A 15,208-nucleotide genomic window follows, 5' to 3' on the forward strand; every position below is an offset into this window, starting at 1 on the left:
TTTCCGAGCTTGGTCGTGTCGAGGATCATCCCCGCATACGCGGGGAGCACACTTAGCGACCTGCGTAACTATACCGCACTCCTCAGTTCTAGATTCGGTTGTCAAGGAACAATCACGCATCAGCACGCAGCCTCGGCCACGTTGCTATCCCCCAAACCTTCTTGCCGCCCGATACTTACTCGCGTTGCTCCATCCCTTTTGCGGCATCCCAAGCATCGTCGCGTCATCAGTCCCTAGCGGCCTTTTCATCAATTCAACCCCCTCGCAGTCAATCGGTTGCCAGTCAGGCTGAAACGTCTTAAAAGCAAGGCGTTGCTCGTTCTTGGCCGAGTACACCATGATCGCCCTCCCGTTGTGCACCATGGCAAGCACCCGTGCCCAAAGCCCTTCCCGCACCCTCGCGGAGACGTGTCCCACGAACACACCGGGGGATATCTCAAGCAGCCATCTCGTCAAATCGCCACGCAGGCCAACTGGGCATGCCGTCAACACAACCACGACCACGTTACTCGCCTCCCCCGTCGTCCGATGCCGCATATGATCTCCCTGCAGCGACCTCCCCTGCCTTCTCGTCCCAAAGACCGAGGTGGTTAGACTCGGGAGTAAGCTCCCCATCGCTTTCCGAGGACGCCTCGCTTAGCAGCAAGCCCTTGATATCCCTCACCATGCGGGGAAGTATCGACAGGTCAAACACCGCGTCTCTCATCTTGCGACGGGTCTCCGCGCCAACGTCTGTGGGCTTCTCGGCAGCAGTCTGGAACGCCACGGGAATCGAAATCTCCGCCTTATAGAGGTCGGCGATGTCATACACGAACGATCTCTCGTGACCAGTGTGAACAAATCCCAGGCCCGGAGAGCATCCCATGGCGACTATTGCGGAATGCGCAAGAGCATAGAGACAGAAGTGCGCCGCAGATAGCGCCTTGTTGATCTCTGTCGCGTCGTCGAAATCATCGGGGTTGTATGTCCTGCGATCCCAGGCAACACCGGTCTTCTCGGACCACTCTTTGTATACCCGACGCACCCGCACGCCCTCGCGGCCCCGAAGCTGCCCCATTGTGAGATGGCTCACATCCTCGCCGGGAAATCTCATCCCATACATCTTGCGAGCAATCTCGAGCCTAGTTCGCGTGTTCGAGACCAGCCTGGCTTGCGCCTGGAGAAGCACGCTCGAATGGGTAAGCGGCTTTCCGAAGGCATACATTCTGATGCCCCTCTCGCCCACCCAGATCACGGTTACCCCGCATTCACCGAGCATGGTCATGGCGTCGTGTGTAATCGATGCTCCTGGACCAAGCATGAGCACGCTCAATGCGGCGGATGGCACATGGGTAGTGCCCTTGTCATCCCGTACGGCTATCGCGTTGTCCGCACGATTAATCCTGCAATGCTCAAAGTAGAGAAATGAGATTCTGTCTTCCACACGCACAAGGTCAACGATATCCGGCGGAGGAGCGCCCCTCCGATTCGACTTCCCTCCACCGGCAATCGCATCGGACATGGTCGCCCCTCCTTGGACGAATGCTTATGAAAACATGCTTTCGTTAACTTACGGGCGAGACGGTCAAGAGCCCACAGCCAAACCCCTTTGCACGCCCCATTCCAAAGCAAAGGGTGTGCCGCAGGAGACCGGGATCGCTCACAGTAAGAATCCCGTCATACATAGCCGTAGTAATGGTGACTCTCTTCCCTTTCCGCTCATACTTCTCCGTATGCCGCTGAGAGACTGTGAGCAGAGGGAAACCCTCGTCACTGCTGGCCACTGCAAAGCCATGGCTTTCGGCGCGACTCAAGAGCCACTCCACCTGCTGTGCCATTGTCACGCACCCCTGGATGGAACCCACAACCTTTGGATTTGGATCTCTCCCCTTGTCGACAAGAACTTTGCGTGCCGGGTTTGCCTTTAACCTGAAGCGCCACGTCTGCCCAGCATTAAGCCGACTAAGCACAGGCGAGTAGTCCTTTGTCTCGCCAACGCTTGTTGCGGGCCACCCGCATTGCTCGGCAGTGTGCGAGAAGTCGGGACGGTCGGGACTCACAACGTATAGCCAAGTTTCATTTGTGGGTGCGGGCGACGAGTCGATTCGCCACAGGATTCTTCCCTCGTCTGACGCTCGACAGGCATCAGGTGGAAACGCATTCTCAACCGCAGCGTGCATGCGATAGGGCGAGGAGAGAAGCCGAATGGCCTCCGGGCGTCTAGCGTTAAAAGGGAGCCTCGAGATATACATGGTGGCACCTCCTTTCGTTCCTTAGAAGAATCCCATTGGATCGTGATCAGGAAGCTTTGTAGCGCCGGGGCTGGCAGAGGGGGCCTTTCCGTCGCCAAGCTGATTGACGGGGACTCTGAACCTATACACACCTCTTCCTGCGTACTTTCTCCCTGCTCCGCTGAAGCTCAGCGGAAGGTCGGCCTGACTCTCCGCCGCCTCTCCCTCACGCGCATCGCATGCCACCTCGAGCTCGGTAAGCTGCTGATGCCTACGCCTGTAGCGAGTCGTGGCGAGCCATGGCTCAGACGAGAGTGCCAATCTGACATCCTGGTAGTCATCACGCACGCCCCGCGAGGGCGGCGTGTCGGGAGGGCAAGACCTTCTCCCCAAAAACAGAGGCCAGTTGGGATGTCTTAGCGCCTCATCAAGCTCTCGCAGCCAGGGGGCATCTCCAGCAAGTGCAACCAAGAACTTGGCATCTGCGATGTAGTGCCTGTACGAGAGGGGCATGGCCTTGTTGGGGTCCCCAAGTGGACGCTCCGTCTGGAAGTCGACCAGCAAGCTTCCTGGCTGATCGAGGCGCACTCCAAATTCAAGAGACGAGAGGTCATCGACCCGATCTTCTCTCGGCCTACCTAACGCCGAGGCGAGCATCCCCACCACGCCGCTCTTAGTTGGCTCCCAGCGGGTCCCCCTCTTCACGTAACGCGAGGAGTCGCCCCAAGATTGGAGCGGACCCGAGAGCTCGAGCAATAGGACGGCCATTACTCCTCACCCTTCGAGAGCGCATCGAGGACGCTGGCGCTCACCCCATCGAGCATCTTGGGGAACGTGACCTGCTCGCCAATCTGCCTGAGCGAATCCGTTCCGCCGTCCACAGCAGTCCACCACACCTTGACGGGTGCGTTGCCATACGTCTCGGAAAATTGAAGGAGCTTGGTCGCAAGGCGATCCTCCGCCTGATGTGAAATCGACACGCCCTCCTTCGGCGAAACAGGGGACTCAAACGCAGAGACTCCATTGATGGGCTGGTCATTCCTGAGTGCAACAAGCACGGCACTCGGAAGCGTCCTGTTTGCGAACGTGTTCTGCTTGCCTGTTGGCATAGACTCGACAAACGCCTTGAGGAACGCTCGGACGCCCTCTGCCACTGCGTCGGCATCCCCAAGCTGCTCCTCCAGGGACGGCAGACAAACGGTTGCGTATCGATACAACGTCGAGGAGTTAAACCCAATGGTATCGAGCATTGCCGCACCCGCATTGTCTTCTGCAGAGCAGTCGTCTACCGCAGCGAAGTAGTCATACTCCTGCGAGACCTTATTGACTGAGATGGCATGAGCAACCTGGGCGCTCGCATCCGTATTCAGGTCGGGAGCATCTGCGAGCATCCTTCCGAAGAGGGCAATATCCAAAGCCTGAGTGCCATGGAACGCAGAAGAGACGGCCTTCTTTACCTCCTTGGACGGCTTCGAGAGGTTCTCGCCGGCATCGTGCGCATCGATGGCTATGTGTGCGAGCTTCTCGACCTCAGCCCTAGCAATGAAAATAAGGTACTGGGACACGGAGGTTCCCTCTTCTGATCCCGCACGCCTAGACGCCTCAACCTTCACCCCCGTGACCCTAAGGACATCGCTGGCGAGTTCGCTCGCCACATCTGCCAAATCTGGCCTCTGGCGCACAATATCGTCTTCAATAAGGGCAACGGCATGCTTGGTCCTCACGCCAAGCTCCGAGGAATCGACCAGGCTTGGGAACATCTCTCTCATGGCATGCTTCCATGCCTGGCTCGACACGCGAGAGCGCTGGTATCCGCCGTAAATCGCTGTCTTGGGCGTGCCGGTGTCGTCCCTGTTCATGTCGCATGGTGGAACGTTCTGAATCACATGCAGGTCAAGGTACATCATTCGAGTTCCCTCCATTAGTTTCTGTCTGCTTTGGCGTCTTGGCCGTCTTGCTTGGGATTTGCCTTGTAGAAGTCGCGCGCCCAGTGCATGAAGACGTCTCCCCTTGTGTCCTCAAACTGAATCTCAAAGAGGTCCGAGGCGAGCTGTCCAAAATCCAACTGGATTGGGGTCTTAACCTTTGCGGTGCGTATGAGCCTAACAAGTGAGCGGACCCCAACCATCGCTCCAGAAAAATCCGTAGCTGCCTCGATAGAGGAAAGTCGGCGCTTTACCCCGGATTCTCCACCGCCATTACTGGCTGCAACGTAGAGGCGGCAGGCGTTCCCAAACGACCCAGCGTTCCCGCTATTAGTTGGAAACGTTGCGACAGGGCTCTTTCTCGACTGCTGGAGAATGGCGTAAAGCTGGAGGGCGGCTCGCACGCTTTCTAGCTCCTTGCGCTCAGTTTCCTCCCCAAGATTGAAGCTAGGAAGATCGGCAAAGAGCTCCTCGCCAACGCTCATCCAGGATGCCTCGCCTGCCGTGTCCAGGCGCCTGAGACGCGCTAGGCTTGCCCTCGAAGACGCTCTGCCTGCAAGATAGCCAGACTGTAACGTGCCAACCTTGGAGTCGACGCATCTCGCAATTGCTCTGGAGACCTCTCTTATTGACATGGCCAGAATCACTCCTTCCCTTCCTCAATCGTGATATTCGCTGTGCCTTCAGGCACTTTCCTCGGCTTTTCCGGTACTCCGAGAGCCTCAATAAGGCCCGCTCTCAGGATTGCCAACGCCCTCCCCGCGGTCATGCCATCGTGCTCCTCGAAGAATGACCGGTCACATTCACTCAGGTAGCGTGAAGCATACGAGAGAAGCCTGCGACGTACTTCGTCTCTCCATTCCGCGCAATATGTCTCAACGGCACCCGCTTCGTTTGGGAAATGGGCAAGCCGGCTGCGGCAGATGACGTCGAGTTCCGCAAAAACAGATTCCCTCACCCGGCTTCTCTCCTGCGTCGCAACGCTCGCCGATGCCTTGTCGCCTGCCGCCTTCTGCGTATTCGAGACAAAGTTCACCACCTTTCCCACCGCCTGATCGATGGAATCAATGGTTGCAAGCGCCCGGTTACATGCATTTGAGTCATGCTCGAACAAAGAGACGCTCAGGTCGAACTTGTCATCGATGGCATCAGCGAACACACTATTCTGCGTGCCATACGCCATTCCCTGCGCATGGATTGCAACCACTGGAAACTCTTCCGGAGAAAGAACCTCCTCATAGCGAAGGCGCTCTATCCAGCGGACAACGCCCGGCCGCAGGTCGCCATCCTGCCCCACAGAAACTATCGAGGCCAGTCCACGCCAGATTGCGCGTGTGGGATCATGCGATTTTGGCAAGCGAGGCACATACGGAAGACCCAAGCTCTTCTGCTGAGAAGTACTTATCCTCCACGCCGTCATGGGTTCTGAGCCTTCCTTGTCCATGACAACGGGAATGTCACCGTAGCAGCTGATTACCCCAATGACTCGGGTGCCATCGTCATTGGGAACCAGGCGCATGCGCCTGCTCTGCCAGGTGTAGCACTGAGCAGGACCATAGGGTTCGCCCGGACTTGGAATGCGATAGTCAGGTGAAATCTCGCTTCGTTCCCAAGAGGGCACGTCTTCTTCGCAGCCAACGATGGGCCTTCCACCACGCGCGTTATCAAAGAGCACCAAGTTGAGCATGAGAGTCTGGAAAAGGTTGGTGCCCTCGAGAAACATGCCACCCTCTGCGCCCAGCATGCCCGTGCCAACGGCTCCCTTCGGCGGATATACCTTACCGGACTTCACATGGGTGTTTCCCTTGACCGGCGTCTTGATGCCGGCGGTCGCATATGCCTGCTGGAAGATGAGCCATCGGCTAGCCTCGGAAAAGGACAGTCCGTCTATGCGATTCTTGTTTCTCAGGGAGAAGAGAAACTTGTCGCTCTTGGGGACGTCTGCAATCAACTCATCCACACCATCAGGGTCTTTGTCAGCATACTCGAGGCCCGCCACCTGATAGAAGGGGTGACTTGAATCAAAGAGGTCAAACCTTTCCTTGACGGATGTTAGATATGCGACGATTCCATCCAAGTTAAAACGATTATTATCCCAGGTCTCCCCCCACCAGTCGAGCAGGGCATCCTCAGTTTTGGTACCCCCTTGCGAGAGCCGCCTATAGAGGATTGCCAGCAACAGGCGAAGTATTGGCTCCACCTGCTGTGGAGAGTCACCGCTAATCTCTCTGATCTGCTCGGCATCCTTGAACAAAGTCTCTATCGATACTTCTCGACACACACCGTCGTGATAGATGACCGGTATCCAGGGGTCGGTAGCCAGGTTGAAATGGGGTTCGACCGCTTCGCTTGCCATTGCTCCTCCTTTCCTAAAGACCGTTGCCGCTTACACGTAAGCCCCGCATTCGCGGGGAGCACGAAATCCCGTCCGTATACTACGGATCAGCCCCATATGGATGGGGAGCTATGGATTACAAGTCAGATAATATCTGAATTAGTAAACTGATGGGATGTAGTTCCGCCAACGGTCGAAAAACCCTCTCGGCGGGTGTATTGGAGTTGTTTGCCGAGAAGCTCCGTCTCAAAGACGCCAGGTTCGACTTCATCCATGGGGAGCAGCAGCCTTCCCGCGAGCCAAGGAGACTCCTGCCAGCAGCGAACATACATCCCACAGCGCCTCTCCAGCTCCTCTATGCAGGCGTCTATCTGGGGTAGTGGACAAACAGACAGCGGAAGTCTCACCGCACACTGGGCTAGCAGAAGAGACTGTTCCCTGCTTGGCTCAAAATCAGTTGGCAGCTCTTCTCCCTTCTCGACCTTCTTGTCACCAACCCATGGCAGCAACGAAATTCCGTCATCAAGCCCCTTTCGAACAAGTAGCACCTCGACAGTTTCCTGCGTGTCGCGAACTGCCCGTTGTCCGCGGTCTTCGTCCCGCAAATCATCGGCAATTGCCCGGGTCTGATCGCTCAGGTTTACAAGCGACCACTCGTTCTGAATCGCGTGCGATAGCTCTGCCAAAAGACACGTTTGGGCCCTGTGAACCTTAGAGTCGAACTTCTCGTCTCTCTTTGTCCTCTGGGACGCATACTCTTCCAACCAGAAATCTGGAATGGCGTTGCGGACATCGTCCGAGTAGGCGGTCCTTACAAGACGGGGGATGTCATATGGAAGCGCAATTGATGTCTCGCTATCCATGGTGTCAAGCCCAAGGACAGCAAGAGACTCCGTAAGGGTTGCCTTGTCATACACACGAGTCAGGCCCTTTGCGAACTCAGGACCCTTATCCCCGAACGAAGAGACTCCCCGCATAAAACACGTAGCGGTTCGAAGCGATGCGGGCCTGTCGCACTCGCCCTTCCCACGATGATGTCGATGCGTCCTTCCAAGCCTCTGCAGCACCAGGTCGACCGGCGCGATATCAGTTACCAGAAGGTCGAAGTCAATATCCAACGACTGCTCAAGCACTTGCGTACCAGCAACAATTAGAAGCCCAGGCCGTTTTCCGTTGACAGTAGTCGCCTGGGAACCAAGTAATTCTCTAAGCACCCTCTCATTTTCCATGCGGTCAATGTCCATGAATCGTGAGTGGTCGAGCATGACCACCTTATCGCCAAAGCGAGCGGCAAGCGTGCGTTCCGCCTCCTGGGCACGACCAACGGTATCGCATATCACGCCTGCACAGCCGCCACCGGCAAGACGGTCCGCAAGGAGCTCCACAAGCGTTTCGACACTGTCGTCGATTAGGGACACGTCTACGCTAACGGCACGGCCAGACGGCTTGGTCTCAATGCTTCTCGCAGCGCCTCCATTCGAATAGGTGATGAGGGGGTATGCATCGCCGTCCTTGTTTGAGAGAGCAGGCCCATCATTCTCACTCTCAGGCTGTGCCTCTTCAGCCGGGGTAACCGAGAGCCGCCTGCCTTCAAGATACTTGTCAATCATTTCATTGCGCTGGCTGGTGGGCAGCGTTGCGGAAAGCAGAATAACCGGGACGCGCCAATAGCCAAACCATTGGAGAAGCACGTTGAGGTACTGTCGCATGTAGAGGTCATAGGCGTGGCACTCGTCGATAACAACCACCTTGTTTGCCAAGGCCAGTTGCCTTAGCGAAAGGTGCTTCATGTTCAAGGCGCCCATAAGCACCTGGTCTACAGTGCAGACGACAAAGTTCGAAAGCATTCCACGCTTGCGACCAAACATCCAATCCGAGACCAAGACGTCATCTGCCCTTGAGCGGCCGTTCTCGTCCACCATGTCAACGCCAACCTCAAAACGAGACGTTTGACGCGAGCGGCGAATGAGACCCTGGAAATGCTCGTTAAGCTGGGCCTTGCCGTGTGCGAGATAGATATCTTTGTCAGGGCCAGAACCGTCATGTGGAAGGCGCCCGAGCCAAGACTCCACACGATCAAACATTGCATCTGTAGTGGCCATGGTGGGGAGAGCCACGCATACCCCACTCAAGCCATATCTCCACGCCAGGAGCTCCCCTGCGGAAAGGGCAGCTTCGGTTTTTCCCTCTCCCATGGGCGCTTCTATTACCATGATGCCGGGCTCATCCAGCTCCCAGGCAACGCGAGCGGCTGCTACCTGAATGGGCCGCGGTTTAGCACCCTTGGGAAGAGCGAACCTTTCGGCAAAGAACTGGTCGAAGGGCAGAACGTCCGGGCGCGACTCTGACCAAGCGGGCAGGATAGAGGCGGCACCCCATGCCCTGGCGCACCGAGTTTCGAGATCGATACGACCGCCTTCGTCTTTCCCAAACAGGGAGACAAGCGGAAAGATGTCCTGGTCGCTCGCAATCCAGTCAGTCATGATAACCAGACCGGTGAGAATGCTCTCGGTCGCAACGGTAAGGTGATGGTTTGCCAGGCGTGGCACGTCACTCTCAGAGAGATCCGCCAGGCGAAGGGCATACGAGATTAGCTCGTCTTGGACGCGAACCCAATCTGCGGAGCCCTCGCCACCCCATCCGAGAGCAATGCCATCCTCCCCTGCTGGCACAAGACGCGTCGTGGATGGAAATTTTCCATGATGCGCTCCGACAATGCACGAAATTGCAGACGCTTGCTTCTTTGCCCGTCTCTTAGCTTGTCTTCCCTGCACATCTCCAGAAAAGCAATGCTCTTTGAGATATTTGGTGAGCAGCACTTCACCAGCAATTGGGTGCGTAGGACAGGGCCTGCCAGATAAGTCGTGCCGAATAACTAGCCCCGCATGTTCCGGCTTCCACAGGATGCCGCCTTCTCCGCCCTGCCTGAAAGACAGCCCCTTGACCTGGAAGGCAGGTGTGGCCTTACCAATATCGTGAACCGCGGCGAGGAGTACGAAAAACGATCGTGCGAGTGTCTCGTCCCCGTCAAGCGCCCGTACCACAATTTCCTTGGTGGAACGGGGCACCCAACTTTCCCACAACCGCGATGCCACTCCAGCGGAGTCTGCCATATGAACGTAGAGCGGCAGCCAGCACTCCCCCATCCCATAGTCCGACTTCCCCCAGAGAGAACGCGCCTGATAAGAGAGCGACGCATCAAACTTTGCATTCGCGGCCATGCTGACTCCCTTCGCGGGACGGGGCGGAACCCTTTTAGGAACCTTGTCCACACTTTGGCACAAGCACGCGACATTAATAAGGCCATCAGGCAAGCGGAGTCGCATATACCTCTAAGGGACCACGAGCTTGTGACTGCAGAAATCAGTTTGCTCTCGCACGGGATACGGCACCACGCGCACCAGGAAATCGCAAAAGGGCCCGCTGATGCCAGCATGTGAGTGTTATTTTCTTGCAGAAGCGGCTGATGAGTGAGGTTACCGCTCTCCTGAGAGATTGCTTGCTCGCATTTTCCCTGTTGGCCGCTAGCAGCATGCGGTCCGAGCGCCATTTACACCCAGGCGTCACCCCCACGGCACCTACATCCCTACTCACTACCCGGCTTTTGCGTCCCCCTTGGAGCTTCGAGGGGTTGCGCAAATCCTCAATCCGTCAATTCCAGAGGAATGGGCCGTCCTGACTCTCTAAGAAATTAATGCTGCTGGCCTCAGGAACAACAACCCGCTCAAAACGCGCGTCCAAGTTCCGCGGCAAGCTCGCGGTTCACAATCCTGACGCTGCAGTCATCGGCATACGCAAACGCAAGCGGCGGGATACCCCCAAACCACACGAGCGAACCATCGAAGACCGCAGCGTTGGGAACCCTGTCGTAATCGCGCATGACCAGACAGCCGGCACGTTCCAGCTCGTCAAGGCATGCGTCAACGTCACCAGCGCCCTCTCGAACTCGTGCCACAACCGTCACGCTCACACCTCGACCAACCGCCGCGAGCAGAACCGGCGCAATGGCCCCAACCGCCTTAGGCACCACCCATCCCGAGACCAGCAGAATATCCGACTTCGCGTTCTCCACGTCATGCCGGAGCAGCTCCATGGCGTCCTGCCCCGCGGTCACCATGTGACTCTTGGCGCCCTCCGCCTCGGGCCCCTCGACCACGTACCCAAGCCTCGAATATGCCTTGAGCCTCTCGTGCCACTGCCTTGCCAGCAGCGGCACCAGCTCGTCGACGTAGTCAAAGACCAAGGGGCCGCGCTTACCCGGCTGCACACGTTGGATTCTCCCAACCAACTGCGTGAGCAGTCCCTCCCACGCCACGGGAGCCGCCAGAAGCAGCGTATCAAGACGAGGCTCGTCAAAGCCCTCCCCCACGTAGCTATCGGTGGCAACGATGCAAGCAACGCGCTCAGGCGAAAGCTCGCGTAGCTGATCCAGGCGAGCACTTCTCGCCCTGGCATCTTCGCTCCCCACAAGCGTGATGACCGCCGGTACCTCCGCACCCCCGCCGTGCTGCGCCTTCCTGCCCTCTGCCAGACGCTCGGATATCAACGATGAAAGCGCCCTGGCGTGCTCCACACGCCTCGTAAGCACGATGGGATATCTTCCTTGCAGCACGGCATCGCACGCATCGCGAGCAATGCGCGCGTTTCTCTCCTCGTGCGCGCAGATGAGGTCCAACAGGGAGTTCCAGTCTCTCTCGTCTACGTCGGTGGGGAGCCTCACGCCGGTAAACCTGGGGACAAGCACGCGCGTCGCACGGTCGCCCGCGAGCTGCCCATCCGCGCGCACTGTCATCCGAACGGGCCCGAGAATCATTTGGAGCGCTCGCTCCAGTCTGTCCTTGCGCTTTGGGGTGGCAGTCAGGCCGTATACGTAGCGAGCACCGCTCGCCTTGAGCACCTCCACCAGCCCAGATGCGGGAACGTGCTGCGCCTCGTCGACAAGAACCATGCCATAGCTCTGTACAAGCGCACTCACGCGCCGGTCACCTGGCACCGGCCCATTCTCGAAAAGCGACGGAACCAGCGCGACGTCTATCAGCCCGCTTGGGAGCCTCTTGCCTCCGCCAATCACGCCAATCCTGCCAGGCTGGTTCCGGGCCTTGCGCCCCGTTGGGGTGAACAGCGTCGGCGGCTCGTCATCGATCCGCAGGAAGCGGCCGAGCGACTCTCGCCACTGTCCCAATAGAGCACTGCTTGGAACAAGTACTAGCGTGTTTACGCCCTTCTCCGCAATGAGGCCAGCTGCGATTACGGTCTTGCCAAAGCCAGTGGGTGCCACCAGTATTCCGTCGTCATGCTCGGCAAGGGCATTCACTGCTTCGCGCTGACCAGGCCGAAAGCTCCCGGCAAAGCGCGCGTGCAGCGTACGGCCATCCGTGCGGCAATCCCGTATCTGGGTCTTAGCGCCATGCTCGTGCAGATATTTCACCGCATCGTCAAAGCAGCCGCGTGGCAAGCGCAACTCCGCCTCATCCTCCTCGCCAAACCAGAGGTAGCGGGGCGCCTTTGCAGGATAGATCTTTTGGTGCATGCGCTGCTTGAGGAAGAACTCGGGGTTCGCCATTGCGGCAAGACGAGAAAGGTCGGCGATTGCCGCCTGAGGCAGGGCGCCCTTATCCAGGCCGACCATGCCGTCGATGGAGACTTCTACACCGGATGGCATTACCACGCGCTCATCCGCCATCTCGGTCCGCACGACACTTCGAGTCTGGACCAGTTCCCGTACCTTCTCGCAAGAGGCCTTCTGCACAGACGAGAGAAACGCCCACTGGTCCGTATAGGGAGCAAACGAGTCATCGACAAAGACGCTGTTCCCTTTCCTGACTGCAGCGCCCTGCAACGGAAGCGCGATGAGGTTGCCCAGGCCGTCGGAGGATATGGTGTCCTGCGTGGGGAAAAGCCTGTCGTACGAGCTAAATCCCAGCTTGGAGCAATGTCGACGCGCGTCATCCAAAAGAAGCGTTCCCAAGGCGCGGGCGTCGCGTGCGGGGATTGCCTCCTCGAAGAACACCCAGACGTGAGCGCCGTTCCCGGACCGGGACCTTTCAACGGCGCAGTCGAGCCCGCGTCGGTGACAGGCGTCGCGATAGGCGCATGCGGCCTCCTGCCATCCCTCGTCATCAAAGTCTGCAACAAGAAGCCAACAGGTAGATGCCTTCGTCATGGGATAAAGACCCAGGACGTCGCGATTGCGAGGGTCAAGCCCCTTGAAGTGGCACTTGAGGGCGTCGTCGCCCAGTGCATGCAGGCTTCGGTTGCCGCACTTGTCGCACCCGACGTGGCGGCGATCGCACACGCCGGGCTTCCACGCGTTCAAGCAGGCGGGGCTATATCCCATACGACCATCTTTGCGCAGGTAGCCATTAGCATAAGCGTCTTCTCGACCTCGGAAGAGCGACCTATAGAGTGCAATCTTCTGCGAGTCTGGGTTGGTACGCGTTACGATTCCGGGTTGACCGCACGAGGCGCCGCATCGGTCCTCGCGCGGCCACTCACTCGCAAGTGCAACGACCTCCCGGCCGTCCTCAGTGGTGCAGAGGACAACGTCACGCGCTCCGCCAATGCCCCGAATGAGTCGGGAGAAGCGCAGGGTGACCCCGGCGATTCGCGCCTCTTCAGCGAAACGGGGCTCTGCTGCGTGTATGTCCCGGGACATCGTCACCGCAACCATTCCTTTGCTTGCTGCAAGAGCTGTCATCCCTCATTATCGCCGCCCTTGGTTGTCAGCTTGCTCCCGCGCGCAACGAGGGATCTCGAATTTACGTGCGGAACTCGACATATGTGGGTTATTTTCTCGTGCGAAGGCTGGCCCCGCGTAGCTGGGACCCCCAGGCAGAAGACGGGATTTGCGTTTTGCCTGTTGGCCGCTCGAGGCAATTGGCTCGAGCGCCGCGTGCGACACTTCGCTCGCGCTCCCCTGCCAAGGCCGACCCACAGAAGTCCGATTCTGCACGTAATTTGAAGCCTTTACCTAGCGCAACATGGATTGATGGCAACGGCGATTCTTGGCCTACTCGCGAATAGCCAATGCCACGTTCCGGTTGGCAGCAGTTTTGGTGAGAATTTTTATGTAACTGCGACGCCATAGCAATTCCCTGACCTGCGGTTCATCAGGCTTCGAACCGTTTTGTACTTGCAGTACCCCTAAAAACCGTATCCTAACCGAAAAATGAGGCGGGGCGCTCATGCAACCCCGCCTCCCAATTAATTGTTCCGCTTATCCGAATGCCCAGAACCAGCCGCCAGGCTATAAAACGTCACCTCTACCGCTGGCCAAGCAGAGAGGCCAGGTACTCCTTGAGCTCCACTTCCCAGTCGGGCATGGAGAACCCCGCGGCCTCGAGCTTCGAGAGGTCGAGCGCGGAGTGGACGGGGCGCGGGGCCACGGGGCCGGCGGCGCCCGCGTAGTACTCCGCGGTGGAGACGGGCACCACCGCGTCCCCGTTGCCGTTGGCGGCCTCGAAGCACGCCCTCGCTATGTCCGCCCAGGAGCGCACCGCGCCGGAACCCGTGCAGTCGTAGGTGCCGTAGGGGGCGTGGGAGTCGAGCAGGTGGAAGATCGCGGCGGCCATGTCGCGCGTGAAGGTGAGGCGGCCCAGCTGGTCGTTCACGACGGTGACCCGCTCCAGCTTGTCCTCCGGGTCGGCGACGCGGCCCGAGAGCCCCACCATGGTCCTCGCGAAGTTCCGCCCGTCGCCGATGACCCAGCTGGAGCGCAGCACGTAGTGCCTGGGGCAGTTCGAGACGGCGAGGTCGCCTGCGGCCTTGGACTGGCCGTAGACGGAGAGGGGCGAGAAGGGCTCCCCCTCGTCGTGCACCTCGCGGGTGCCGTCGAAGACGTAGTCGCTGGAGACGTGCACCAGGGTTATCCCGTGCTCCGCGCAGGTCCGGGCGAGCAGGGCCGGCCCGGTCGCGTTGGCCGCCCAGGCGGACAGGCGCCCCTCGGGGGTCTCGGCCCTGTCGACCGCCGTGTAGGCTCCGCAGTTGATCACGGTGCCGTAGAGGTCCCAGTCGTATGCGTCGTACTGGGCGGGGTCGGAGAAGTCGAAGGTGTCGATGTCGCAGAAGTCGAAGGTGCCCGAGACGCCCCTCTCCTCGGCGAGCGCCCGCACGGCCCGCCCCAGCTGGCCGTTGCAGCCCGTGACGAGCGTGCGCCTCGGCGCCATGGGGACGACGTCCGCGAGCATCGGGTGCTTCCTGTCAGCCTCCGAGAGCGTGGCCTCGGAGAGCGGGATGGGCCAGTCGATGCCGAGCGCGGGGTCGGCGAGGTTCACGAACGTGTACGTCTTCTTCAGCTCCGCGGACCAGTGGGCGTCCACCAGGTAGGTGTAGACGGTGCCGTCCTCCAGCGCCTGGAAGGAGTTGCCGACGCCGCGCGGGACGTAGATGGCCCTCGAGGGGTCGAGCCTCGTGGTGTAGACCCTCCCGTAGGTCTCGCTCCCCTGGCGCAGGTCCACCCACGCGCCGAAGACGGAGCCGCACCCCACGGAGACGAACTTGTCCCAGGGCTCGGCGTGCACGCCGCGGGTGACGCCGCGCTCCGCGTTGAAGGAGACGTTGTTCTGCACGACGCGGAGGTCGGGGATGCCGAGCGCGACCATCTTGGCCCTCTGCCAGTTCTCCTTGAACCAGCCGCGGGAGTCGCCGTGGACGGCGAGCTCCACCACCTTGAGCCCCTCTATGCCGGTCTCCTCGACCCTGAGGTCCTTCTCGAACTGAATGTCGGACATGCCTCTCCC

10 protein-coding genes are annotated in these 15,208 nt (G+C 59.1%); all 10 read right to left on the bottom strand.

Features of this window, described 5'->3' with window-relative positions; genetic code table 11:
- Positions 1-144: 144 nt before the first annotated feature.
- The 10 genes from cas2e to BT122_RS09985 all read right to left on the bottom strand — a co-directional run bounded on the left by cas2e (position 145) and on the right by BT122_RS09985 (position 15,199).
- Positions 145-615, bottom strand: a complete 471-nt coding sequence (gene cas2e / locus BT122_RS09940) for a type I-E CRISPR-associated endoribonuclease Cas2e (protein ID WP_353612551.1) — start codon at positions 613-615, stop codon at positions 145-147.
- Positions 506-1,501: a type I-E CRISPR-associated endonuclease Cas1e gene (gene cas1e, locus BT122_RS09945; protein ID WP_072355764.1), complete on the bottom strand. Its 996-nt coding sequence runs from the start codon at positions 1,499-1,501 to the stop codon at positions 506-508. The genes cas2e and cas1e overlap by 110 nt, the downstream gene beginning before the upstream one ends.
- Before the next feature lie 43 nt (positions 1,502-1,544).
- Positions 1,545-2,231 carry a type I-E CRISPR-associated protein Cas6/Cse3/CasE gene (gene cas6e / locus BT122_RS09950; RefSeq protein ID WP_072355765.1) on the bottom strand — a complete coding sequence of 229 codons (687 nt, stop codon included), beginning with the start codon at positions 2,229-2,231 and terminating at the stop codon, positions 1,545-1,547.
- A gap of 21 nt (positions 2,232-2,252) precedes the next feature.
- Positions 2,253-2,978 (bottom strand): type I-E CRISPR-associated protein Cas5/CasD, encoded by a 726-nt coding sequence (cas5e, locus tag BT122_RS09955; RefSeq protein ID WP_072355766.1) that lies wholly within the window; start codon positions 2,976-2,978, stop codon positions 2,253-2,255.
- A complete protein-coding gene (cas7e, locus tag BT122_RS09960; protein WP_286130365.1) occupies positions 2,978-4,117 on the bottom strand; it encodes a type I-E CRISPR-associated protein Cas7/Cse4/CasC in 1,140 nt (379 codons plus the stop codon). The genes cas5e and cas7e overlap by 1 nt, the downstream gene beginning before the upstream one ends.
- A 14-nt stretch (positions 4,118-4,131) precedes the next feature.
- On the bottom strand, positions 4,132-4,782 hold the full coding sequence (casB, locus tag BT122_RS09965) for a type I-E CRISPR-associated protein Cse2/CasB (RefSeq protein ID WP_072355767.1): 651 nt from the start codon (positions 4,780-4,782) through the stop codon (positions 4,132-4,134).
- Entirely contained in the window at positions 4,779-6,491 is a 1,713-nt protein-coding gene (casA, locus tag BT122_RS09970) for a type I-E CRISPR-associated protein Cse1/CasA (RefSeq protein ID WP_072355768.1), read from the bottom strand. Before casA ends, casB begins: the two co-directional genes overlap by 4 nt.
- Before the next feature lie 122 nt (positions 6,492-6,613).
- Positions 6,614-9,691, bottom strand: coding sequence for a CRISPR-associated helicase/endonuclease Cas3 (locus tag BT122_RS09975; protein ID WP_072355769.1), 3,078 nt, complete (start codon positions 9,689-9,691; stop codon positions 6,614-6,616).
- Positions 9,692-10,194: 503 nt separating this feature from the next.
- A complete protein-coding gene (locus BT122_RS09980; protein WP_083432456.1) occupies positions 10,195-13,167 on the bottom strand; it encodes a TOTE conflict system archaeo-eukaryotic primase domain-containing protein in 2,973 nt (990 codons plus the stop codon).
- A 565-nt stretch (positions 13,168-13,732) separates the two neighbouring features.
- Positions 13,733-15,199, bottom strand: a complete 1,467-nt coding sequence (locus BT122_RS09985) for a sugar nucleotide-binding protein (protein WP_072355771.1) — start codon at positions 15,197-15,199, stop codon at positions 13,733-13,735.
- Positions 15,200-15,208: the final 9 nt, after the last annotated feature.

This window comes from Olsenella sp. kh2p3, from assembly GCA_900119625.1.
Taxonomy (GTDB): domain Bacteria; phylum Actinomycetota; class Coriobacteriia; order Coriobacteriales; family Atopobiaceae; genus Tractidigestivibacter.